Source organism: Microbacterium yannicii PS01 (assembly GCF_000304335.1).
GTDB classification, from domain to species: domain Bacteria; phylum Actinomycetota; class Actinomycetes; order Actinomycetales; family Microbacteriaceae; genus Microbacterium; species Microbacterium yannicii_A.
This window is the reverse complement of the sequence record NZ_CAJF01000035.1, coordinates 16,031-37,630: the sequence shown is the minus strand read 5'-3', so window position 1 is coordinate 37,630 and position 21,600 is coordinate 16,031. Positions and strand designations below refer to the sequence as shown.

The window sequence follows — 21,600 nt, the reverse complement described above, 5'->3', positions numbered from 1 at the left end:
CCCGACAGCGACCTCGGTGTCTGGCGGATACGTGAACGTGAGCAGCTCGACGATGCGGACCGAGATCAGGTCGATGCCCGCGGGCGTGCCGATGATCGACGGGATCGAGAACATCCCGAAACCGAACCACACGCACAGGAGAAGGCCGGCGCCGATGCCGGGCATGACGGCAGGAAGCGTCACCTTGCGCAGCGTCCGCCACGCCGACGCGCCACTCAGTCGCGACGCCTCCTCGAGGCTCGAATCGAAGTTGCGCAAGCTGGCGGAGACGTTCATGTAGATGAAGGGCACCGCGTAGACCGCGAACACCCAGATCAGCCCGTACCAGCTGTTGATGTCGAAGGGCCCTTCTTCGAGCGGGATGCCGAAGAAGGCCAGCACGTCGCGGATCCAGGCGTTCGCGAGGCCGGCCCGCGGGGCGAGCAGCATGGTCCAGCCGACCGCGCCGGCCACGGGTGGCAGCAGGAACGGCAGCAGTGGGAGCGCATCGGACACGATGCCCATCCGCGCGTCGGTGCGCTCATTGACCCACGCCAGCAGCACGCCGATGACGAGGGCGACGAGGCTGGAGGCCGCCACGACGATGAGTGTGTCGAGGATCAGCCGGCCGAGATCCGGCACAGCGAGAGTGCGGCGGATGGGCTCGAGCGTGAGCTGGCCGTCGACGAAGAACAGCCCGATCAGCACACGGAAGAGCGGTACGACGACGATCGCGATGAGGACGAGCGCGATGATGATCGTGACGAGATCGAAGATGCTGATACGACGGATGCCACGGCGCGACTTCAGCGGCACCGTTGAGATGGTCGCCGTCATGCTCAGCCCTCCGCCGTCTGCACGCCTGTCGAGTCCTCGCGCGGCAGCACCTGCACGTCGTGCGGATCGACCGAGACCCACACCTGCTCGCCAGCCGCGATGCTCTCCATCCGAGGGCTCCACAGCCGCGCGGCGAGATCACCCGATCGCAGCGCGAACTCGGTGTGCGAGCCGACGAACATCGCCGTCTCGACGACAGCTCTCCAGCGGTTGGCGCGGTCCGGCTCGACCGTGTCCGCATGGCCGCGCTCAGGGCGCCACAACGCGACGACCTCATCCCCGACGAGGATGCCGGACGAAGGCTGGGTCGACACCACTCGACCGTGGTCCGTCTCCACCACCACGGTGCCCGCCTCGATCGACACCACGCGGCCTTCGATCTCGTTGATCGCGCCGATGAATCTCGCGACGTACCGGCTCGCCGGCTGATGGTAGATCTCGTGCGGCGTGCCGAACTGCGCGATGCGACCTCGATCGACCACCGCGATGCGCGATGCCAGTTCCATCGCCTCGGTCTGATCGTGCGTGACGAAGATCGCCGTGAAGCCGAGCGCACGCTGCATAGCAGCGAGCTCGACCCGTAGGTGCTCACGCACCTTGGCGTCGACGTTCGACAGCGGCTCATCGAAGAGGATCAACTCGTCCTGGCTCACGAGAGCCCGCGCCAGGGCGACGCGCTGCTGCTGCCCGCCGCTCAACTGGCTGGGATACTGCCCCGTCAGCTCCGGGATACCTACCTGCGTCAATGCGGCGCCCACACGATCCCGGATCTGCTGGCGGGTCAGCTTGTGGCGTCGGCTCTGCAGCGGATACGCGACGTTCTTGAACACCGACATGTGAGGCCACAGCGCGTACGACTGGAAGATCATGCTGATGCCGCGCTTCTCGGGGGGCTGCGCCACGCCACGCTCAGACCAGAAGCGGGTCTTGCCGCCGATGTCGATGCGGCCGTTGTCGGCCTGTTCCAACCCGGCGATCGTGCGCAGGAGCGTGGTCTTGCCGCAACCGGATGGTCCGAGCAGCACCACGAACTCGCCGCGCTCGACACGTAGGTCGACGTGGTCGATGGCGCGGACACGGGTGCCATCCTGACGGCGGTACTCCTTCTCGAGACCGGCGATATCCACGGCCAGGGCGGCGCCCATCGGCTCGCCTTCGCCTGACGAAGGCGGTCGCGTGACCGACTGATCGCCACGGTCGATGGTTGCGGGTCCCATCACGAATCTCCGTTGATCGGTGGTTTTGATGGCGACCTCAATAGTTGAGGTTCGCACGTAATACAGCGAGGCTAACGATCGTAACCTTAAGTGTCAAGGATGGTGCGCTCCGGGAGCTCTTGTGCCGACGGCATCCCCTGCGGCTCGCCTCACCAGCGATGTCGGAGCACCGCCGTACGCTGAGATTCATGGCCGCCTCCCGACGACCCACCCAGAGCGCGCCCTATCGGTGCACCGAGTGCGGATGGACCACACTCAAGTGGGTCGGTCGCTGCGGTGAGTGCCAGCAGTGGGGCACGGTCGTCGAGGCCGCCGAGCAGACCGGGATCACCCGCTCCGTCTCGCCGATCGCGCCCGGCGCGGGGCGGGCGGCTCAGCCGATCACGCGCATCGACACCAGCGACGCGCCGCGTCGCACGACCGGGGTCGGTGAGTTCGACCGTGTACTCGGCGGCGGACTCGTCGCGGGAGCCGCGATCCTCCTGTCGGGCGAGCCCGGTGTGGGCAAGTCGACGCTGCTGCTCGAGGTCGCTGCGAAGGCCGCGATGTCGGGCCGACGAGTGCTGTACGCGAGCGCCGAGGAGTCGACGGCGCAGGTGCGGCTGCGCGCCGAGCGCACCGGCGCCCTGCACGACGAGCTGTACCTCGCGAGTGAGACCGACCTCGCGACGATCCTCGGCCACGTCGACGAGGTGAAGCCGGACCTCCTCATCGTCGACTCGGTGCAGACCGTGTCGTCCGCGATGTCGGAGGGAATGGCCGGGCACCCGTCGCAGGTACGCGAGGTCGCGGCGACGCTCATCCGCGTCGCGAAGGACCGCGCTCTGCCGACCATCATCGTCGGCCACGTCACGAAGGACGGCTCGATCGCCGGCCCCCGCATCCTCGAGCACCTGGTCGACGTGGTGTGCCAGTTCGAGGGCGACCGGCAGACGTCGCTGCGGTTCGTCCGCGCCCTCAAGAACCGCTTCGGGCCGACGGACGAGGTCGGATGCTTCGACATGACCGGCGCCGGAATCGCCGAGGTCGCCGATCCCAGCGCGCTCTTCCTCGGGCACGGCAGCACCGAACCCGGCACGTGCGTCGCCATCGCGCTCGAAGGGCGACGGGCGCTGCCGGTCGAGGTGCAGGCGCTGACGATCGAGACCAAGGCTCCGAATCCCCGGCGGATCGTGAACGGCGTCGATGCCGCTCGGGTCGCGATGGTGCTCGCCGTGCTCGAGAAGAAGGCAGGGATCAAGACTTCCGACAAGGACGTCTATGTCTCCACCGTCGGCGGCGTGCGCTTCACCGAGCCGGCCGCCGATCTGGCTATCGCCCTCGCCGTCGCCGGGTCAGTCGGGAACCAGTCGATTCCGCGCCACATCGCCGCGGTCGGCGAACTCAGTCTCGCGGGCGAGATCCGGCCGGTCACGCAGGCCCCGCAACGGCGCACCGAGGCCGCGCGCTTGGGCTACCGCGACGTCATCGACGACCGTTCGGGCCGCCTGCGCGGCGCCATCGATGATGTGCGTGTCCGCACGAAGAGCCGCCCGGGCGACGACGTCCCCGAGTTCTGAGCCCACGCGGATCAGCGACCGCGTGGGCGCCGGTCGTGACGCGACTGCGCGAGCCCCAAGGCGAGCGGAATGACGAGTCCGGCGGCGCACACGATCCCGACGACGAGGTACTCCATCCGGCGAGCGTGCCACACGGGGACGTCCGGATGCGAGTCGATCGCGGAGTGTTGCCCACCCGCTCGACCGGTCCGGGCCCGCTCGGTCCCGAGCTGGGCGTCGGTCGCGCTCCCCTTCGATCGCTGAGGTGCCGCGGTGGCGTGCGGGGCTCCAAGTTTTCTTGCTCGGTCCCCGAGCGCCAGCTCGCGTCCCCGCTCCGCGTTCGGTTCCTCGGCTCCCGCTCGACCCCGTGCTCCCACTCGATCCGTTCTCCCGCTCGGTCCTGGGCCCCCCTCGAGCCCGCATTCGGTCCCTGAGCTTGTCGAAGGTCAGGCGTCGAGCGCGGCGATGAGGTCGCTCGGCGATGCCTGCAGCGGATGCGGCCCCGCAATATCGAAGAAGACCGTCGTGATCTCGCCCTCGTGCGCGCCGAGGAATGCGCGAAGCCATGCCGGCGACTGCAGCGCGACGCCGGGGGGCAGCGTCGCCGGCTTGTGCGCCGCGTCGCTGAACAGCAGCAGCGCCACGTCGCCGGACTTCGGGTCGCGGTAGGTCCACACCTCGCCGGCGTCCAACGGGTTGTCGCGCTGACCGGGACGCATGAGCGGCACGACCGTCGGCCCATGCCGCAGCGCGAATGCGACCGCCGCCATGTCCTTCGTCTGGAGGGCGTCGCCCAGCTGCGTGTTGCGGAACTCGAGGGTTTCCTTCTTCGCACGCTTCTTCCCCGGCATCCTTCGAGAATATCGACTCGGCCTCGCGGCCCCGCTCACGTGCGCCTTCTCCCACCGCGAACCATCGCGAGAGGTCGTCTTTCGTCCGAGCTGGCGGCCATTCCCGACGGTTCGCCGGCGACGCGCCGGCTGTTCCCGACGGCTCTGCCGGACGCGCGTGAAGCCGCCTCACGCCACGGGCGTTCTCTTGCATCGAACCGCCGCTGATGGCCGTGCGCCGGCCACGCACACGGCCCTTTCCGACGGCTCGACAGCCCGGCCTTCACGCGACAGCTGGCCTTCAGCGACAGCGCCGCCTCTCGGCATCCGGCTTCCCCCAGCGGCCGGCCGGCCACGCAGCGAACCGTCGCGAAAGGCCGTCAGCCGGCCACGCATGCGGCCCTTCGCGACGGTTCGGCGACAGCAAGACCGTTCGCGACGGGTTCGCGCAACAAGACGCCCTCGGCACAGTGCCGCCCTCGGCATTCACCTTCTCCGACGCCCCGTCGGCGGCGCGCCGATCCACCGCAAACGGCCGACCGCCGGACACGCACGCGCCCGTTCGCGACGGCTCGGCGAAACATGGCCTGCAGCGACAGCGCGGCCCTCGCGGGAGCCTCGGCGGCGACGCGGCCGACAACTCAGGCGAGGAAGCCGCGCAGCAGGGCCTCCGAGCCGGCCAGGTGGTCGAGGACGGCTGCCTCCGCGGCATCCGGTCGCCCGGCGAGGATCGCCGTGACGATCCGCTCATGCTGCGCGTTGGAGTGCTCGATGTTGCGCGGCAGGAGGGGGAACGTGTCGAGCCACTCGTTGACACGGGCGCGGTTCTCGGCGGCGAGCGCCACAAGCGAGGGGATGCCGGCGACCTCGGCGATCGTCAGATGCAGCAGGGTGTCAAGGCGGCGGTAGTCGGATTCGGATGCCGCAGCCGCCGCCTCGTACCGAGCCCACAGGTCGTCGCGGGCCGTGGCGTCGAGCGCACGGCCGGCTGCCGCGCGGGCGGCGCCGGCCTCGAGCACCCGGCGGAGGCCGAGGACGTCTTCGAGATCGGAGGCGTCCACTTCTCGGGGATCCGGTGGCTGAGGCAGCGGATCGGCGACGAACGTGCCGCCGTACCTTCCGCGGCGACGCACGAGGTAGCCGGTGTCGGCGAGTTCACGGATGGCCTCGCGCACGGTGTCGCGGCTGACCGCGTAGAGCACTGCGAGCTCGCGCTCCGAGGGCAGCGACTCCCCCGGCGCCACGACCCCGAGCCGGATGGTCTGCACCAGGCGCGCGACGGTGTCTTCGAGGGCGTTCCCCTCGCGCACCGGCCGGTAGACGGCCTTGCGCACCTCGTTCAGCGGCGCGTCAGTCACGGTGTCCTCCTGAGCCCGTACCGTTCGCAGGACCGGACACCCGGGAAGCGGCCGACACGCCGTCCTCGCGAGTCGTCACGGCGCATCGGTCCTGAGAACGGTACGTGCCGGTGCACGACGGTCATGCCCTCACCGCCCCGGGATGTTCGCAACTCAGTCCGGACATGCGGCGGATGCCGCAACACGCCCTGCGCGGCATCCGCTTCGACGCTCGAGACTGAATTGCGAACGCGCGGGCCGTGGCATGCACCTCGAGCGGCGTGACGGAAGTGTTGGTGTCACCGCCCCCCGGCTGTTCGCAATTCAGTCCGGACCGACCGCGGATGCCGCAACACGCCGTGCGCGGCGTCCGCTTCGACGCTCGAGACTGAATTGCGAACGCGCGGGTCATGGCATCCACCTAGAGCGGCGTGACGTAGGCGTTGGTGATGCCGCCGTCCACCACGAACGCCGTCGCGGTGATGAACGAGGCGTCGTCCGACGCGAGGAAGGCGACGGCCGCGGCCATCTCTTCAGGCTCGGCGAAGCGGCCCATCGGCACGTGCACGAGGCGGCGCTGCGCCCGCTCGGGGTCCTTGGCGAACAGCTCCTGCAGCAGCGGAGTGTTCACCGGTCCGGGGCACAGCGCGTTCACACGGATCCCCTGCCGCGCGAACTGCACGCCGAGCTCGCGGGTCATGGCGAGCACGCCCCCCTTGGACGCCGTGTACGAGATTTGCGACGTGGCCGAGCCGAGCAGCGCGACGAAGGACGCGGTGTTGATGATCGAGCCCGAGCCGGCGGGCACCATGTGGCGCAGGGCGGCGCGCGAGCACAGGTACACGCTCTTGAGGTTGACGTCCTGCACCTTGTCCCACGCAGGCAGCTCGGTCGTCTCGATCGAGTCGTCGTCGGCGGGCGAGATTCCGGCGTTGTTGAATGCGATGTCCAGGCGCCCGAACTCCGCGGCGACGCCGTCGAACACCTCGTTGACCTGAGCCTCGTCGGCGACGTTCACGCGCCGGAAGACACCATCGACCTCGGATGCCGCGGCCTCGCCCGCCGCCGGGTCGAGGTCGGCGATCACCACTGTGGCTCCCTCGGCGGCGAAGCGACGCGCGGTCGCCAGGCCGATGCCGGACGCGCCGCCGGTGATGATCGCGACCCGGTCCTTCAGACGCTGCGTCAGATCCATCGGTGTGGGCTTCCTTTCTGAAGGATGTCCCGAGATCCATTGCTCCAGGCGCGCTCGACCGATGGATCGGGGGACATGAAGGCGTGAGATCGGGACACGCAGGGGGTCGGGGGCGACATGGGCCTAGGCATCCGTCGCGAAGAAGACGTTCTTGGTCTCGGTGAAGTGCTCCGCGGCGTCGGGGCCGAGCTCGCGGCCGAGGCCGGAGGCCTTCATGCCGCCGAACGGCGTCGAGTATCGCACCGACGAGTGCGAGTTCACCGACAGCACGCCGCTCTTGACTCCGCGCGCGACGCGCACGGCACGGCCGAGGTTCTCGGTCCAGATCGACCCCGCCAGGCCGTAGATCGTGTCGTTCGCGAGCCGGATGGCGTCGGCCTCGTCGTCGAACGGCAGCACCGCGACGACCGGTCCGAACACCTCGTCGCGCGCGATGCGGTCGCCGCGATCGGCGAGCACGACGGTCGGTGCGAACCAGAAGCCGTCTCCCAGTGCCGGGTCTGCGGACGACGGCGCCGAGCCGCGGAACGCGACGTTCGCGCCGTCGAGGAACCCGGCGACCGTGGAGCGGTGCGATGCCGAGATCAGCGGTCCCATCTCGGTCCCCTCGTCTGCGGGGTCGCCGACCCGCCACCCGGCGACTGCCGGTTCGAGCAGTTCGAGGAACCGGTCGTACACCGAGCGCTCGACGAGGATGCGACTGCGGGCGCAGCAGTCCTGACCGGCGTTGTCGAAGACCGCGCCCGGAGCCGACGCCGCGGCCTTCTCGAGGTCGGCGTCGGCGAAGACGACGTTCGCGCTCTTGCCGCCGAGCTCGAGGGTCACCGGCTTGAGCTCGCGCGCGCATCCGGCAGCCACGTCGATGCCCACCGACGTGGAGCCGGTGAAGACGACCTTGCGCACGTCGGGGTGCGACACGAACCGCTGCCCGACGACCGAGCCCGACCCCGGCACGACCTGGAACAGTCCTTCTGGCAGCCCCGCCTCCAGCGCGAGGTCACCGAGACGGATGGCCGTCAGGGGCGTCAGCTCGGCGGGCTTGAGCACGACCGCGTTGCCCGCGGCGAGCGCAGGGGCGAACCCCCACGACGCGATGGTCATGGGGAAGTTCCACGGCACGATGATCCCGACCACGCCGTACGGCTCGTGGAACGTCACATCGAGCCCGCCGGCGACCGGGATCTGCTGCCCGCTCAGCCGCTCCGGCGCCCCGGCGTAGAAGTTGAGCACCTGCGCGACGTGCGAGGCTTCCCACCGAGCCGACCCGATCGGGTGCCCCGAGTTCAGCACCTCGAGCTGCGCGAGCTCCTCGACGTGCGCCTCGACGACGCGCGCGAAGGCTCGCAGCGCGTCGGCGCGCGCCCCGGGGGCCAGGACGGCCCACGCCCGCTGTGCGCTCACCGCGCGTGCGACGGCGGAATCGACATCCTCGACCGATGCCCGTGTGATGTCGCAGATCGGCTGGGCCGTCGAGGGGTTGATCACCGTGAACGTGGCGGTCATGCCAGGGCCCCCTCGTGCCGCGAGGCGGCGTAGACGGATGCCTCGGCCACGAGCCCCGCGAACAGCCGCCGGTCCTCGCGGTTCTCCTCGGGGTGCCACTGGACGCCGACGAGATAGCCGTCGCCGTCCGATTCGAAGGCCTGCACCAGGCCGTCGTCGGTGCGCGCGGTCACGACCAGGCCCTCGCCGAGCCGGTCGACACCCTGGTGGTGGTAGCTGTGCACGTCGAGTGCTCCGTCGCCGACCAGTCCAGCCAGGCGCGAGCCGCGCTCCACCTCGACCTCGTTCACCGCGAACACGCCTCCACCGACGCGGAACCGCTCCGTTCCGAGCGCCTCGGGCAGGTGCTGGTGCAGCGTGCCACCCCGCGCCACGTTCACGAGCTGCAGCCCGCGGCAGATGGCGAGCACCGGCATCCGTCGCGCCTCCGCGCCGCGGAACAGGGCCAGCTCCCACGCGTCACGGTCGGGACGGGCAGGGTCGGTGAGCGGATGCCGCTCAGCACCGTACAGCGCAGGATCCACGTCGAGTCCGCCGGTGAGGATGAGACCATCGAGGCCCTCGAGCACGACACCGGCCGCCGCCTCGGCGCCGGGCTGCGGCGGCAGCAGCACCGCGATGCCGCCCGACGCCGTCACGGCGTCGAAGTACTGCTGCGGCAGGAACGCGGCGCGCACGTCCCAGACCCCCTGCTTGGCCTGCTCGAGGTAGGTGGTCAGGCCGACGACCGGGCGGCGCCCTTCGACAAGCTCAGGGACCGCGCCCCAACCTGCGCCGCGCCCTTCGACAAGCTCAGGGACCGCGCCCCAACCTGCGCCGCGCCCTTCGACAAGCTCAGGGACCGCGCCCCAACCTGCGCCGGCACGCCGGATCGTGCCGGCACCCCGGCTCGCGCCGGCACCCCGGGTCGCCGAGCCCGCACCCCCGGTCGCTGAGCTCGTCGAAGCGTCAGAGCCGCTCAAAGCCACGCACCCTCTCCCAATCGGTGACGGCCGCGTCGTAGGCCTCGACCTCGATGCGCGCCTGGTTCAGATAGTGGTCGACCATGTCGTCGCCGAACGCCGCCCGGGCGATCGCCGACTCGTCGAAGAGCCGCGCGGCTTCGCGCAGCGTGGTCGGCAGATGCTCGGCCGCCGAGGTGTACGCGTTGCCGGCAAGCGGCTCGGGCATCGGCAGCTCGTTCTCGATGCCGTGCAGACCTCCGGCGATGATCGCGGCGATACCGAGATACGGGTTCACATCGCCACCAGGCACGCGGTTCTCGACGCGGAGCGAGTGGCCACGCCCGATGACGCGCAGCGCGCACGTGCGATTGTCGATTCCCCAGGCGATGCCGGTCGGGGCGAACGATCCCTTCGCGAAGCGTTTGTACGAGTTGATGTTCGGGGCGTAGAGGAACGTGAACTCGCGGAGCGTTGCGAGGATTCCGGCGATCCAGTGCTCCATGAGCGGGCTGAAGCCGTGCGCGCCGTCGCCGGCCATGACCGCCTCGCCGTCCTCGCCGCGCACCGACAGGTGGATGTGGCAGCTGTTGCCCTCGCGCTCGTTGAATTTCGCCATGAACGTCAGCGACTTGCCGTGCGCGTCGGCGATCGTCTTCGCACCGCTCTTGTAGATCACGTGCTGATCGGCGGTCTCGAGGGCTTCGGCGTAGCGGAACGCGATCTCCTGCTGGCCGAGATTGCACTCGCCCTTGACGCCCTCGGTGTAGAGGCCGGCGCGATCCATCGACAGGCGGATGTCGCGCAGCAGGGGCTCCATGCGGCCCGAGGCCAGCAGGTCGTAGTCGACGTTGTAGTCGGTCGACGGCTTCAGGTCGCGGTAGCCCTTCGCCCAGGCATCCCGATACGTGTCGTCGAAGACGAGGAACTCCAGCTCGGTGCCGGAGTAGGCGACCAGGCCGCGGTCGGCGAGCCGGGCGCGTTGACAGTTCAGGATGTCGCGCGGCGACTGCGCGACCGGGTCGCCGTTCTCCCACGTGAGGTCCGCCATCACCAGAGCGCTGCCGGGGTGCCAGGGGATGAGGCGCATCGTCGTGGCGTCGGGTCGCAGCATCATGTCGCCGTAGCCGGTCTCCCAGCTCGACATCGCGTACCCGTCGACGGTGTTCATGTCGACGTCGACCGAGAGGAGGTAGTTGCAGGCCTCGGCGCCGTGCGGCAGCACCTCCTCCTGGAACAGCCGGGCCGAGACGCGCTTGCCGACCATGCGGCCCTGAGCGTCGGCGAAGGCGACGATGACGGTGTCGATCTCGCCGGCCGCGATCGCGGTGTGCAGCTGCTCGACGGTGAGGTTGCCCGGCATCCGTCCTCCTCGTGTGGCCGTATCAGGGGCGCGAGGCTGCTCGTCAGCACCGCGCCCGCCCGATCACTCTAGGGTCAAATACTCCACAAAGGTAGACAGATCCCACCAATAGGGACCACAATCAGCGCAGGCGCGATGCCGCGCGACACCCGAGCGCACGTCCGTTTCCGAAGCACGGAGGACCGATGTCCCAAGCGAGCAGTGCAGCACCAGCCGGCCGTTCGGCCGGGTCACGAGACAGTTCCGCCAAGGTCGCTGGGGCAACCTATACGCGGGCAGGACAAGATTACTTCGAACGACGGGGCCTGAAGAGGTCCGCAGGGATCTGGGGGCTGTGGGGGCTCGCGGTCGCCGCCGTCATCTCCGGCGACTTCTCGGGCTGGAACTTCGGCATCGACTTCGCCGGGTTCGGCGGGATGCTGATCGCGTTCGTCATCCTCGTCGCGATGTACTACGGGATGATCTTCTCGATCGGCGAGATGGCAGCGGCCATGCCGCACACGGGGGGCGCGTATTCCTTCGCGCGCTCGGCGATGGGGCCATGGGGCGGCCTCATCACCGGCGCCGCCGAGACCATCGAGTACGTCGCGACCACCGCCGTCATCGTCTTCTTCTCCGCCTCGTACGCCGACGCGATCACCTCGGAGCTGCTGGGGGTGTCGCTGCCCGGCTGGGTGTGGTGGATCATCCTCTACGTGGTGTTCATCGCCCTGAACGCCGCGGGCGCCGCGATCTCGTTCAAGTTCGCGATCGTCGTGTCGGTCATCTCGATCGGCATCATCCTCGTCTTCTCGGCCATGGCGATCTTCTCGGGCGCCTTCTCGTGGGCGAACCTGTGGGACATCGCGCCCGACCCGGGCCAGACCGAGTTCCTGCCGCACGGCGTGCTGCCGATCCTGTTCGCACTTCCGTTCGCGATGTGGTTCTTCCTCGGCATCGAAGAGCTGCCCCTGGCCGCGGAGGAGTCCCACGACCCGGTCCGCGACATCCCGCGCGCCGGCTTCTGGGCCCGCGGCACGCTGATCGTCACCGGTCTGCTCGTGCTGTTCCTCAACACCGGCGTGCTGGGAGCTGAGGCGACCGGCGTCGCCGCCGAACCGCTGCTGGACGGCTTCCGGGCGATCGTCGGCGACGGCCTCGCAGCCGTGCTGGCACTGTTCGCCCTCGTCGGACTGCTCGCGTCGCTGCAGGGCATCATGTTCGCGTACGGGCGCAACATGTACTCCCTCTCACGTGCCGGCTACTACCCGCGGTTCCTGTCGCTGACCGGCAAGCGCAAGACGCCCTGGGTGGCGCTGGTCGTCGGCGCGGTGATCGGCTTCGTCGCTCTGCTCATCATCGAGTTCGCCGGTGGGTCAGGCAGCGTCGCGGGTGCGATCGTGCTCAACATCGCCGTCTGGGGCGCCGTGCTGGCGTACTTCCTGCAGATGGTGTCGTTCATCATCCTGCGCCGTAAGTTCCCGAACGCCGAGCGCCCGTACCGGAGCCCCTGGGGCATCACGGGTGCCGTCATCGCGGCGGCGATCGCGCTGCTCATCTTCGTCGGGTTCCTCCTGAACCCGACATTCCTCCCCGCGATCATCGCGATCGGCATCGTGTACGTGGTGCTGCTGCTCGGCTTCGCGCTGTTCTTCCGCCACCGCCTCGTGCTCTCTCCCGAGGAGGAGTACGCGCTCTCGGGGGGCGAGCACCGGGATCCTCAGGCGGAGGGATACGACTCGATGGAACGAGAGGTCTTCGGCGACAAGCCGTAGAGGCGGGGACGCGGGGCGGAGCGGTCCGGGGGGATGCTCCGCCCCGCACTTCTGCGCGCGGATCGGCACAGCGGGGTGGCCACCGCCCGGCGGGTGCGCACTCAGTCCCGAGGAACCGCCGGCGCGTGCTCCTCGAGCACCCGACGCAGCCGCTCGGCGAGGTACGCGTGGCCCTGGTCGTTCGGATGGATGCCGTCGACGCCGATCAGCTCCGGCATACCCTCGAACCAGCCGTCGTCGATGGGATCGATGAACGTCAGACCGGCCGCCTGCGCGGCGTCCCGCGTCGCATCCCGGGCCGCGAGATAGCCCCCGGGGACGGGCCAGATCGGCGAGGCGGGCCCGATGACGATGATGGTCGCATCGGGCCACTTGGCGAGAGCCTTCGCGAAAGCCTCGTCCGCGCCCGCTCGGGTGGCGTCGTATCTGAAGAAGCCGTCGTTGATCGAGCCGAAGAAGAGAACGGTGTCGATGCCCGCGCCCGGCATCTGGTCGACGCGAGTCACGTAATTGCTGGGGCCTTCCGGTGTCTCCCAGGTCGACGCGTATCCCGTGCCGCTCCAGGCGTATGCCGTCACGGTGAAATCGTCGCCCGTGAGCAGGGCCGGCCACAGCGCAGGCGGACCCGAGTCCGCCGGTGATCCCGTCGTGTACGAGTCGCCGATCACCGCGATCGGCTCGGGCTGCGCCTGTCCGTCGACGGGGCTTGCCGTCAACGACGCGGAGGCCGAGGGCCGCCGCGTCTCCTCCGTCGACGGAGAGGTCGGAGGCGCTGCGCACGCCGTCAGAGCGGCGGCGAGCAGACAGACGAGCGGAACAAAGCGCGTCCGGCGAGCACCCATGAGTCGATCCTACGAATGCTCCGCGTCCGCGGACCCAGAAACCTGCAGGGGCCTGCAGCGGCTCGCGGCGGGAGGTTCGCTCGAGACGCTGACTCGCGAGCGCGGTCGACGGCGCTGCCTGCGATTGGGCACCCGTAGCGAAGCGGCCTTCGCTGACGTTATGGTTTCGCCCCACGGGGAGGATCTTCAATCGGAGGTCATCATGTGCACGGGAGCGAACTACACCACACGGGATCACTACTTCGGTCGCAATCTCGACCTGGAGTTCTCGTACAACGAGACGGTCACCGTGACACCTCGAAACTTCCCCTTCCGCTTCCGCTTCCGCAAAGCGGATCCGCTGAAAACCCATCGCGCGATCATCGGGATGGCGACCATCGCGGACGGATATCCCCTGTACTACGACGCGACCAACGAGAAGGGCCTGAGCATGGCGGGGCTCAACTTCCCGGAGAACGCGGACTACAAGCCCGAAGTCAGCGACAAGACCAACATCGCCCCGTTCGAGTTCATCCCGTGGACCCTTGGGCAGTTCGAGACCGTAAGCGAGGTGAAGACCGCGCTGGAGACGATGAGCCTCGTAGACATCTCCTTCAGCGAGGCCTTCCCGCTTTCACCGCTCCACTGGATCATCTCTGATCGGACGGCCTCGATCACAGTGGAGAGCGTGATGGAGGGGCTGAAGGTGTACGACAATCCCGTCGGCGTCCTCACGAACAATCCCACCTTCGACATACAGTCGTTCAACCTGAACAACTTCATGCACCTGTCCAAGAACCCGCCGGAGAAGAGCTTTTCCGATGAGCTGGAGTTCGACGTCTACAGTCGCGGGATGGGTGCGATCGGCCTGCCCGGAGATCTCTCGTCAGCGTCTCGCTTCGTCAAGGTCGCCTTCACCAAGATGAACGCCGTGTCAGGAGACTCCGAGTCCGAATCGATCAGCCAGTTCTTCCAAATCCTGGGCTCTGTCGCACAGCAGCGCGGCTGCGTAGAAGTCTCGCCCGGCAAGTTCGAGATCACCATCTACTCCTCGTGCTGCAACACAGACAAGGGCATCTACTACTACACGACCTACGAGAACAGCCAGGTGACCGGGATAGACATGCATAAGGAGGATCTCGACGGCACCGGGCTCGTTGACTACCCGCTCATCAAGGGACAACAGATTCACATGCAGAACTGAGTGTCGTTGGCGCCAGCTGCTCCCGAGCCGTTCACCGCTCGTGATTGCGAGCCGGTGACGGCGGCCCGGTCGCCGTCATCTCGTCGGGCGCGTTGACCTTCTCAGATGCGCTCTTCATCCAGTCGGACCCGCGATCCAGCACGGCGGCGGCGAACTGAAGACCGAAGCCTCGAAATGGTTCGTCCCGATTTGGAACGAGGTACCTCCCGAGCTCGCGCACGGACCCGCCGAATACGACGGCGATCTCATCATCACCAATGAGCTCGGCCGACAACTCTCGCCGGCCAAGTGGTTCCGGGGGATGCAGTCAGTAGAGCAGGAACTGTTTGGACTGGGTCGACGCGATGCCGCCGATCTCGACGGCGAGGTGGTACGAGGCGCCGCCGCCCGGCGCGCGCGGCCGGGTCGGGTCGTCGCACGTGCCGACGGCGGAGCGCGTGCGGTCCCAGCCGAGGGGCGCCGCGCTCGTCACGGTCTGGCCGGCGCCGATGAGCACGACCATGTCGCTGGGCTCGCTCTGGCAGTCCGTCGACCGCCACCAGGTGTCGCTGCCGCTCGAGACGACGAACGCCTGGGCGCTCGTGCCCACGTTGAGCGTGCAGTCGGGACCGTTGTTGGTGAGCGAGATCGAGAACTGCGGATTCTCGGCACCGGTGTACGAGTCCTGCGTGCTCTGGGGCTCGACGACGATGTCACCCGATTCGCAGGGCTGCGCGGTCGGCGTTGCGCCCGGCGTCGCGGACGGGGTGGGACCGTCGCCCTCCACCACGGCGCCTTCGACCGCGCCGGTCTCACCCGGGGCCGGGGTCTGCTGCTGACCTGTGACCGCGGGGAGCGCGGTCGCCGTGCTCTGCGTCTGCGGGGTGGAGCCGGCATCGGTGCCCTCCGCGCCCCAGCCGCGCCACGGCTGCGCGATGAGCAGCCAGACGACTCCGGCGATGGCCAGGATCGCGATGAGCAGCACGAGCCGGCGTCGACGGTACACCGCCGGAGAATGGCGGCGTCGGGGAGGCGTGCCGGTCATGACATCAAGGGTAGGCCTCGGCATCCGCCCCTCCCGCTTCGGCGCGCCCGCCGCGGGTGCCCCTGCCTCATTCACAGGCAGCCGAAAGCACGGATCGCTAGGGTCGGATCGACCCCAGGAGGACCCTATGAAGTGCCCCACCGATGGTTCCGTGCTCGTCATGAGCGAGCGCTCCGGCGTGGAGATCGACTACTGCCCGACCTGCCGCGGCGTCTGGCTGGACCGCGGCGAGCTCGACAAGATCCTCGAGCGCGCCGAGCGCGAGGCCGGCGGTTCGGCTGCACTCGCCGCGCCCGCCGCTCCTGCCTCGCCCGCCACGCCGGCGTACGGCGGAGCACCCGCCTACGGCGCGCCGGCGGCTCCCGCCTATGACGCACAGCCCGGCTACGCTCAGCCCGATCCCCGGTACAGCGACCCCCGCTACAGCGACCCCCGCTACAGCGACCCTCGGTACGGGCAGTCCGGCTACGACCAGGGCTACCACCGCAAGAAGAAGAAGGAGCACTGGCTCAGCGACCTCTTCGACTGAGCCTGGAGGCCGGTCAGGTCGTCAGAGCTGCTTGATCATCCTCGTGTTGCCGAGGGTGTTCGGCTTCACGTGCGCGAGGTCGAGGAACTCCGCCACGCCTTCGTCGGGCGAGCGGATGAGCTGCGAGTAGACGTCGGGATCGACGACCTGCTCGCCGATCTGCGAGAAGCCTCGCCGCGTGAAGAAGTCCACCTCGAAGGTGAGGCAGAACAGGCGGGTCAGGCCGAGCGTGCGGGCGTTGTCCTCGAGCGCCTCGACGATCGCGCGCCCCACGCCGTGGTGCAGCCACTCGTCGACGACGATCAGGGTGCGGATCTCGCCGAGGTCCTCCCACATGACGTGGAGCGCGCCGCAGCCGACGAGATTGCCCTCGGAGTCCTCTGCGACGACGAACTGCTGCGTCGCCTCGTAGAGCACGACGAGATCCTTGCCGAGGAGGATCCGGCGCTGCACGAACGGCTCGAGGATCGCCTGGATCCCCCGTACGTCCTTGGTCCGTGCGGGCCGCACCGTGAACTTGCTCATCGAACCAGCGTAAAGCCGAAAAAGACGAGAAGCGGATGCCTCGGCATCCGCTTCCCGTCTTCAGGCTGGGTTACGCGTTCGCCGCGAGGTCGGGCGTCGCGGTGATCTCGCCGTTGTGGACGACGCCGACGGCGACCTTCTCGCCGCGCGGGCCGTTCTCGAACACGAACTCACCGTTCGCAGAGTCGATCGTGACATGGTCGCCGGCGACGAGCTCGCCGTGGAGGATCTTCTCCGACAGGCGGTCCTCGACCTCCCGCTGCATCGCACGACGCAGCGGGCGCGCACCGAGAGCCGGGTCGAAACCGATCTCGATCAGGCGCTCCTTGGCGGCGAGGCTCAGCTCGATCGTCATGTCGCGGTCGAGCAGACGCTCGGCGAGTCGCTTGGTGAACAGATCCACGATCTGCACCAGCTCCTCCTTGTTCAGCTGCGGGAAGACGATGATGTCGTCGACGCGGTTGAGGAACTCGGGCTTGAAGTTGCGCTTGAGCTCTTCGTTGACCTTGCCCTTCATCCGGTCGTAGGTCGTACCCGTGTCGCCCTCCACCTGGAAGCCCACCGGGCCGCCAGCGATCGCCGACGAACCGAGGTTGGTCGTCATGATGATCACGGTGTTCTTGAAGTCGATGACGCGACCCTGACCGTCGGTGAGGCGACCCTCTTCGAGGATCTGCAGCAGCGAGTTGAAGATGTCGGGGTGCGCCTTCTCGATCTCGTCGAACAGCACGACCGAGAACGGCTTGCGGCGCACCTTCTCGGTGAGCTGGCCGCCCTCTTCAAAGCCGACGAACCCGGGAGGGGCACCGAACAGCCGCGAGACGGTGTGCTTCTCACCGAACTCCGACATGTCGAGCGAGATCAGCGCGGACTCGTCGTCGAAGAGGAACTCGGCGAGCGCCTTGGCCAGCTCGGTCTTTCCGACGCCCGTGGGGCCGGCGAAGATGAACGAGCCCGAGGGGCGCTTGGGATCCTTGAGACCCGCACGCTGACGACGGATCGTCTTCGATAGGGCGGCGATCGCCTCTTCCTGGCCGATGACGCGCTGGTGCAGCGCCTTCTCCATGAAGACGAGTCGGCTGGACTCCTCCTCGGTGAGCTTGAAGACCGGGATGCCGGTGGCCTGTGCGAGCACCTCGGCGATCAGACCCTCGTCGACCACCGCGTGGGAGGCGACGTCGCCCGAGCGCCACTGCTTCTCGAGGCGCAGGCGCTCGGCCAGGAGGGACTTCTCCTCGTCGCGCAGGCTGGCGGCCTTCTCGAAGTCCTGGTCCTCGGAGGCGCGCTCCTTGTCTTCACGGACCTTGGCGATCTTGTCGTCGAACTCGCGGAGCTCCGGCGGGCTGGACAGGATCGACAGGCGCAGGCGGGCGCCGGCCTCGTCGATCAGGTCGATCGCCTTGTCGGGCAGGAAGCGGTCCGAGATGTACCGGTCGGCGAGGTTGGCCGCCGCGACGATCGCACCGTCGGTGATCTGCACCTTGTGGTGCGCCTCGTAGCGGTCGCGCAGCCCCTTCAGGATGTTGATCGCGTGGGGCAGGCTCGGCTCGGCCACCTGGATCGGCTGGAAGCGGCGCTCGAGCGCGGCATCCTTCTCGAAGTGCTTGCGGTACTCGTCCAGCGTCGTCGCACCGATCGTCTGGAGCTCGCCGCGGGCGAGGAGGGGCTTGAGGATCGACGCAGCGTCGATCGCGCCCTCGGCGGCACCGGCACCCACGAGCGTGTGGATCTCGTCGATGAAGACGATGATGTCGCCGCGCGTGCGGATCTCCTTGGTGACCTTCTTCAGACGCTCCTCGAAGTCACCGCGGTAGCGGGACCCTGCGATGAGCGAGCCGAGGTCGAGTGAGTAGACCTGCTTGTCCTTCAGCGTCTCAGGAACGTCGTTCTTGACGATCGCCTGCGCGAGGCCCTCGACGACGGCGGTCTTGCCGACGCCGGGCTCGCCGATGAGGACGGGGTTGTTCTTCGAGCGGCGCGACAGGATCTGCATGACGCGCTCGATCTCCTTCTCGCGTCCGATCACCGGGTCGAGCTTGTTGTCGCGCGCGGCCTGCGTCAGGTTGCGACCGAACTGGTCGAGCACCTGCGAACCGCCCTGGGCGCCCTGGGCGGACTCGTTGGCGGCGCCCGAGACGGCCGCCGGCTCCTTGCCCTGGTAGCCCGAGAGCAGCTGGATGACCTGCTGGCGCACCTTGTTCAGGTCGGCGCCGAGCTTGACCAGCACCTGAGCGGCGACTCCCTCGCCCTCGCGGATGAGGCCGAGCAGGATGTGCTCGGTGCCGATGTAGTTGTGGCCGAGCTGCAATGCCTCGCGAAGGCTGAGCTCGAGCACCTTCTTGGCACGCGGCGTGAACGGGATGTGCCCGGTCGGCTGCTGCTGGCCCTGGCCGATGATGTCCTGGACCTGCTCGCGGACGGCGTCGAGCGAGATGCCGAGGGACTCCAGCGCCTTCGCGGCGACACCCTCGCCTTCGTGGATCAGCCCGAGCAGGATGTGCTCGGTGCCGATGTAGTTGTGGTTGAGCATCTTCGCCTCTTCTTGGGCGAGCACAACCACACGACGGGCACGGTCGGTGAATCTCTCGAACATCGTTCTTCCTCCGGGGCGTATCGGTGCGGTGATGCACTCCTGGCGCCTTACATCGAGGGTAACGAGAGGGCGGATGCCGCATGCCCGTGTTCGCCGTGGGCATAGCGGTCTGGACTTCTGGGTGAAGCCTTGCGTTGCGGCATCCGTGGGGCTTATCGTTTTTCGATAACAACGTTTATCGATATGGAGGTGGCAGATGAACGGGACCGTACGCCGGCATGTCTCGCGCGGCGAAGGCTTTGCTCTCGGGCTGATCGCGACGGGCGCGATCAGCGTCGCGGTGGCAGCTCTGGTAGCCGTCGTCCGGGCCGGGATCGAGATCTTCGGCGAGAGCCCGACCGTTCGGATGCCCGTGGCCGGAGGCGACGTACCGGGACTCTCGGCGGTCCCCGACATCACGGCGTCGAACTACGCATCTGCCGACGTGACCTTCACCTCGCTTCCGGCGGGAGTGAGCTGGATGCTGCTGCTGGAGCAGGCACTCCCTGCGCTGGCGACGATCGGCGTCTGCATCGTGGCGTGGTGGCTCGGCGTCTCGCTGATGCGGGCCCGCCCCTTCCGTCCGGCGATGTCTCATGCGATCGGCGTCGTCGCCTGCCTCGTGCTCGCGGGCGGGGTCCTTGGCCAGCTGCTGGGCGCCTTCGGTCGCGCGATGCTCGTGGACGACCTCGCGGCCTCCTCGTCGGAGGTCACCGATGTCTTCTGGATCCTTCTCGTGGAGTTGGACCTCGCCCCCGTGGGCTGGGGCTTCGCCCTGGCGCTCGTCGCCGCATCCTTCGCGATCGGCGCACGCCTGCAGCGCGAGACCGAGCTGCTCGTATGACGCCGGCGGAGGACGAGGGCCCGAGCGGGGTCCACTGTCGGCTCGACGAGCTGCTCGATGAGCGCGGCATGACCCTCACGCGGTTGTCGGAGCTGGTCGGCGTCACGGTGGTGAACCTGTCGATCCTCAAGAACGATCGCGCGCGTGCGATCCGCTACTCGACGCTGTCGGCGATCTGCCGCGCCCTGGACTGCGAGATCGGCGACCTGCTGGTGCGTGCCGACTGAATCAGGTCCGCAGTTAGTTCTCGTCGTGACGCCCGGCTCTTGTCCGCACTTTCTGCCTGCGGAGCAGCGAACGACGTTGCTCCGCAGTCAGTATGTGTGCGTACAGGGCGCGGGGATGCGCCGAAACTGACTGCTGAGCCGCGGCGGTCAGCCGCGGGGGTCAGCCGCGGGCGCGCAGAGCCTGGCGGACGCGTCGGATCAGGTCGTGCCGCCCATCGAAGACGTCAGCCTTGGTCACGCGGACGACGAACCAGCCCGCCGCCGCCAGTGCCTCGTACCGGGCGATGTCTTTCGCCCACTGCTCCGGGTCTCGCAGGTGATGCTCGCCCTCGTACTCGATCGCGATTTTCTGTCGCGGGTAAGCCATGTCGACGCAGGCGACGAACTTTCCGTCATGATCGAACACGATGTAGTTCAATTGCGGCTCGGGCAGTCCGGCATCGGACAGGATCAGCCGGCAACGCGATTCCATCCGCGAAGCCGAGCGCGTCCGCACACGCGGCAATGCCTGCCGCAGGGCCGGTCCCCCCACGCGGCGCCCAGCGGCCAGTGAGGCGTGAAGTTGCTCCAGCGTCGCGAGGGGCGGAGGGTCATCGCTGAACATCTTCTCGCGCACGACGGCGTCTGCGACCGCTACGAGGTCGTAGTGGTCGATGATCACCGCACCGAGGGCCGCCCATGTGCTCGCGGGGGTCGTGAGCCGAACGGCGTGGGCCTCGTGCGTCACGACACGAGCTCTGCCGCGCTTCAGCTGATGACCGCGCACTCCAGCCCGCCGCGGGTGCCGGAGCGGCGCGAAGACACCGACGTCGAGGTCGCGTAGTCGTCCGAACGCATCCCGGAGCAGTGAGGCCGGCACCGGCAATCCCCAGAGAACGGCTGCGGTGACATGCGTGAAGAACTGGTTGGAGGGCATCGTCAGCGCGAGGATCATCGCGCGGCGATGCAGCTCACCGGCGGCGGCACTCTTCGCCTCCCCGCTGACGGCGGGACGCAACCCGGACTCCCTGGGGGCGCCGACGATCTCAGGGTCGACTGCTCCTTCGGCGCTCTTGGAGTTTCCGTCGCGGATCACTCGGACTCCTCGATACGGTGCGTCGAGATCCTGCCCGCGCAGCCTCGACCCGGTGACACCTGCTGTTCGGGCATCCGCCACCGTGAAGGCGCTACCGAGTTCTTCCGGGATACCACTCCGCTGCATGCCCTCCAACCTGCCCGTCGCAGCTACCGGGGTTCGCCTCATCCCCCCGCAACTGTGGAATCCCAAGACCGTCTCCACAGCTCCGCTCGAATTCCGCAGTCACGATGTGCAACCCGAGCTCCCCGTCGACCGCAACTTCTGACCGCGCAGCGGAGGGCA

General features: G+C 68.4%; 19 protein-coding genes. 6 read left to right on the top strand and 13 right to left on the bottom strand.

Annotated elements, in window-relative coordinates:
* A partial coding sequence (locus WYM_RS16400) for an ABC transporter permease (RefSeq protein WP_019181932.1) occupies window positions 1–816 on the bottom strand: 816 nt, incomplete at its 3' end.
* 2 nt (window positions 817–818) lie between these two features.
* Entirely contained in the window at window positions 819–1,961 is a 1,143-nt protein-coding gene (locus WYM_RS16395; RefSeq protein WP_157525285.1) for an ABC transporter ATP-binding protein, read from the bottom strand.
* A 260-nt stretch (window positions 1,962–2,221) separates the two neighbouring features.
* On the opposite strand from WYM_RS16395, the gene radA reads away from it, so the two are divergent.
* Complete coding sequence (gene radA, locus WYM_RS16390; protein WP_019181930.1) at window positions 2,222–3,592, top strand: DNA repair protein RadA; 1,371 nt, start codon at window positions 2,222–2,224, stop codon at window positions 3,590–3,592.
* Window positions 3,593–4,017: 425 nt separating this feature from the next.
* Here radA and WYM_RS16380 read toward each other — a convergent pair whose 3' ends face one another.
* The 6 genes from WYM_RS16380 to WYM_RS16355 all read right to left on the bottom strand — a co-directional run bounded on the left by WYM_RS16380 (window position 4,018) and on the right by WYM_RS16355 (window position 10,740).
* A complete protein-coding gene (locus tag WYM_RS16380; protein ID WP_019181928.1) occupies window positions 4,018–4,422 on the bottom strand; it encodes a hypothetical protein in 405 nt (134 codons plus the stop codon).
* A 620-nt stretch (window positions 4,423–5,042) separates the two neighbouring features.
* Complete coding sequence (locus tag WYM_RS16375) at window positions 5,043–5,759, bottom strand: FadR/GntR family transcriptional regulator (protein WP_019181927.1); 717 nt, start codon at window positions 5,757–5,759, stop codon at window positions 5,043–5,045.
* A gap of 400 nt (window positions 5,760–6,159) precedes the next feature.
* Entirely contained in the window at window positions 6,160–6,933 is a 774-nt protein-coding gene (locus WYM_RS16370; protein WP_019181926.1) for a 3-oxoacyl-ACP reductase, read from the bottom strand.
* Window positions 6,934–7,056: 123 nt separating this feature from the next.
* Window positions 7,057–8,436, bottom strand: a complete 1,380-nt coding sequence (locus tag WYM_RS16365; RefSeq protein ID WP_019181925.1) for an aldehyde dehydrogenase family protein — start codon at window positions 8,434–8,436, stop codon at window positions 7,057–7,059.
* Window positions 8,433–9,155, bottom strand: a complete 723-nt coding sequence (locus tag WYM_RS16360; RefSeq protein ID WP_026059879.1) for a gamma-glutamyl-gamma-aminobutyrate hydrolase family protein — start codon at window positions 9,153–9,155, stop codon at window positions 8,433–8,435. Before WYM_RS16360 ends, WYM_RS16365 begins: the two co-directional genes overlap by 4 nt.
* A gap of 229 nt (window positions 9,156–9,384) precedes the next feature.
* On the bottom strand, window positions 9,385–10,740 hold the full coding sequence (locus WYM_RS16355; protein WP_019181922.1) for a glutamine synthetase family protein: 1,356 nt from the start codon (window positions 10,738–10,740) through the stop codon (window positions 9,385–9,387).
* 185 nt (window positions 10,741–10,925) lie between these two features.
* On the opposite strand from WYM_RS16355, the gene WYM_RS16345 reads away from it, so the two are divergent.
* On the top strand, window positions 10,926–12,494 hold the full coding sequence (locus WYM_RS16345) for an amino acid permease (RefSeq protein WP_051008157.1): 1,569 nt from the start codon (window positions 10,926–10,928) through the stop codon (window positions 12,492–12,494).
* A 101-nt stretch (window positions 12,495–12,595) separates the two neighbouring features.
* On the opposite strand, the gene WYM_RS21235 is transcribed toward WYM_RS16345, so the two are convergent.
* The gene (locus WYM_RS21235; protein WP_019181919.1) at window positions 12,596–13,336 is read right to left on the bottom strand and encodes an SGNH/GDSL hydrolase family protein; all 741 of its coding nucleotides are present in this window, start codon (window positions 13,334–13,336) and stop codon (window positions 12,596–12,598) included.
* A 202-nt stretch (window positions 13,337–13,538) separates the two neighbouring features.
* Between WYM_RS21235 and bsh the strand changes: the two genes are divergently transcribed.
* Entirely contained in the window at window positions 13,539–14,519 is a 981-nt protein-coding gene (gene bsh / locus WYM_RS16335) for a choloylglycine hydrolase (RefSeq protein ID WP_019181918.1), read from the top strand.
* Window positions 14,520–14,826: 307 nt separating this feature from the next.
* On the opposite strand, the gene WYM_RS16325 is transcribed toward bsh, so the two are convergent.
* On the bottom strand, window positions 14,827–15,543 hold the full coding sequence (locus WYM_RS16325; protein WP_019181916.1) for a hypothetical protein: 717 nt from the start codon (window positions 15,541–15,543) through the stop codon (window positions 14,827–14,829).
* A gap of 127 nt (window positions 15,544–15,670) precedes the next feature.
* Between WYM_RS16325 and WYM_RS16320 the strand changes: the two genes are divergently transcribed.
* The gene (locus WYM_RS16320) at window positions 15,671–16,072 is read left to right on the top strand and encodes a zf-TFIIB domain-containing protein (RefSeq protein WP_019181915.1); all 402 of its coding nucleotides are present in this window, start codon (window positions 15,671–15,673) and stop codon (window positions 16,070–16,072) included.
* A gap of 21 nt (window positions 16,073–16,093) precedes the next feature.
* On the opposite strand, the gene WYM_RS16315 is transcribed toward WYM_RS16320, so the two are convergent.
* Window positions 16,094–16,597 (bottom strand): amino-acid N-acetyltransferase, encoded by a 504-nt coding sequence (locus WYM_RS16315; protein WP_019181914.1) that lies wholly within the window; start codon window positions 16,595–16,597, stop codon window positions 16,094–16,096.
* A gap of 70 nt (window positions 16,598–16,667) precedes the next feature.
* A complete protein-coding gene (locus WYM_RS16310) occupies window positions 16,668–19,190 on the bottom strand; it encodes an ATP-dependent Clp protease ATP-binding subunit (RefSeq protein ID WP_019181913.1) in 2,523 nt (840 codons plus the stop codon).
* Window positions 19,191–19,386: 196 nt separating this feature from the next.
* On the opposite strand from WYM_RS16310, the gene WYM_RS16305 reads away from it, so the two are divergent.
* Both WYM_RS16305 and WYM_RS16300 read left to right on the top strand, forming a co-directional pair.
* Window positions 19,387–20,013, top strand: coding sequence for a hypothetical protein (locus tag WYM_RS16305; protein WP_019181912.1), 627 nt, complete (start codon window positions 19,387–19,389; stop codon window positions 20,011–20,013).
* The gene (locus WYM_RS16300; protein WP_019181911.1) at window positions 20,010–20,240 is read left to right on the top strand and encodes a helix-turn-helix domain-containing protein; all 231 of its coding nucleotides are present in this window, start codon (window positions 20,010–20,012) and stop codon (window positions 20,238–20,240) included. The genes WYM_RS16305 and WYM_RS16300 overlap by 4 nt, the downstream gene beginning before the upstream one ends.
* 160 nt (window positions 20,241–20,400) lie before the next feature.
* Here WYM_RS16300 and WYM_RS20570 read toward each other — a convergent pair whose 3' ends face one another.
* Window positions 20,401–21,315: an endonuclease domain-containing protein gene (locus WYM_RS20570; protein ID WP_019181910.1), complete on the bottom strand. Its 915-nt coding sequence runs from the start codon at window positions 21,313–21,315 to the stop codon at window positions 20,401–20,403.
* Window positions 21,316–21,600 lie beyond the last annotated feature (285 nt).

What these genes read in the sequence shown, in the direction of transcription:
- WYM_RS16325 (WP_019181916.1), bottom strand. Translation starts at nt 15,543, where the DNA reads ATGACCGGCACGCCTCCCCGACGCCGCCATTCTCCGGCGGTGTACCGT.
- WYM_RS16315 (WP_019181914.1), bottom strand. Translation starts at nt 16,597, where the DNA reads ATGAGCAAGTTCACGGTGCGGCCCGCACGGACCAAGGACGTACGGGGG.
- WYM_RS16365 (WP_019181925.1), bottom strand. Translation starts at nt 8,436, where the DNA reads ATGACCGCCACGTTCACGGTGATCAACCCCTCGACGGCCCAGCCGATC.
- WYM_RS16370 (WP_019181926.1), bottom strand. Translation starts at nt 6,933, where the DNA reads ATGGATCTGACGCAGCGTCTGAAGGACCGGGTCGCGATCATCACCGGC.
- WYM_RS16395 (WP_157525285.1), bottom strand. Translation starts at nt 1,961, where the DNA reads ATGGGCGCCGCCCTGGCCGTGGATATCGCCGGTCTCGAGAAGGAGTAC.
- radA (WP_019181930.1), top strand. Translation starts at nt 2,222, where the DNA reads ATGGCCGCCTCCCGACGACCCACCCAGAGCGCGCCCTATCGGTGCACC.
- WYM_RS16320 (WP_019181915.1), top strand. Translation starts at nt 15,671, where the DNA reads ATGAAGTGCCCCACCGATGGTTCCGTGCTCGTCATGAGCGAGCGCTCC.
- WYM_RS21235 (WP_019181919.1), bottom strand. Translation starts at nt 13,336, where the DNA reads ATGGGTGCTCGCCGGACGCGCTTTGTTCCGCTCGTCTGTCTGCTCGCC.
- WYM_RS16305 (WP_019181912.1), top strand. Translation starts at nt 19,387, where the DNA reads ATGAACGGGACCGTACGCCGGCATGTCTCGCGCGGCGAAGGCTTTGCT.
- WYM_RS16380 (WP_019181928.1), bottom strand. Translation starts at nt 4,422, where the DNA reads ATGCCGGGGAAGAAGCGTGCGAAGAAGGAAACCCTCGAGTTCCGCAAC.
- WYM_RS16355 (WP_019181922.1), bottom strand. Translation starts at nt 10,740, where the DNA reads ATGCCGGGCAACCTCACCGTCGAGCAGCTGCACACCGCGATCGCGGCC.
- WYM_RS16300 (WP_019181911.1), top strand. Translation starts at nt 20,010, where the DNA reads ATGACGCCGGCGGAGGACGAGGGCCCGAGCGGGGTCCACTGTCGGCTC.
- WYM_RS16345 (WP_051008157.1), top strand. Translation starts at nt 10,926, where the DNA reads ATGTCCCAAGCGAGCAGTGCAGCACCAGCCGGCCGTTCGGCCGGGTCA.
- bsh (WP_019181918.1), top strand. Translation starts at nt 13,539, where the DNA reads ATGTGCACGGGAGCGAACTACACCACACGGGATCACTACTTCGGTCGC.
- WYM_RS16310 (WP_019181913.1), bottom strand. Translation starts at nt 19,190, where the DNA reads ATGTTCGAGAGATTCACCGACCGTGCCCGTCGTGTGGTTGTGCTCGCC.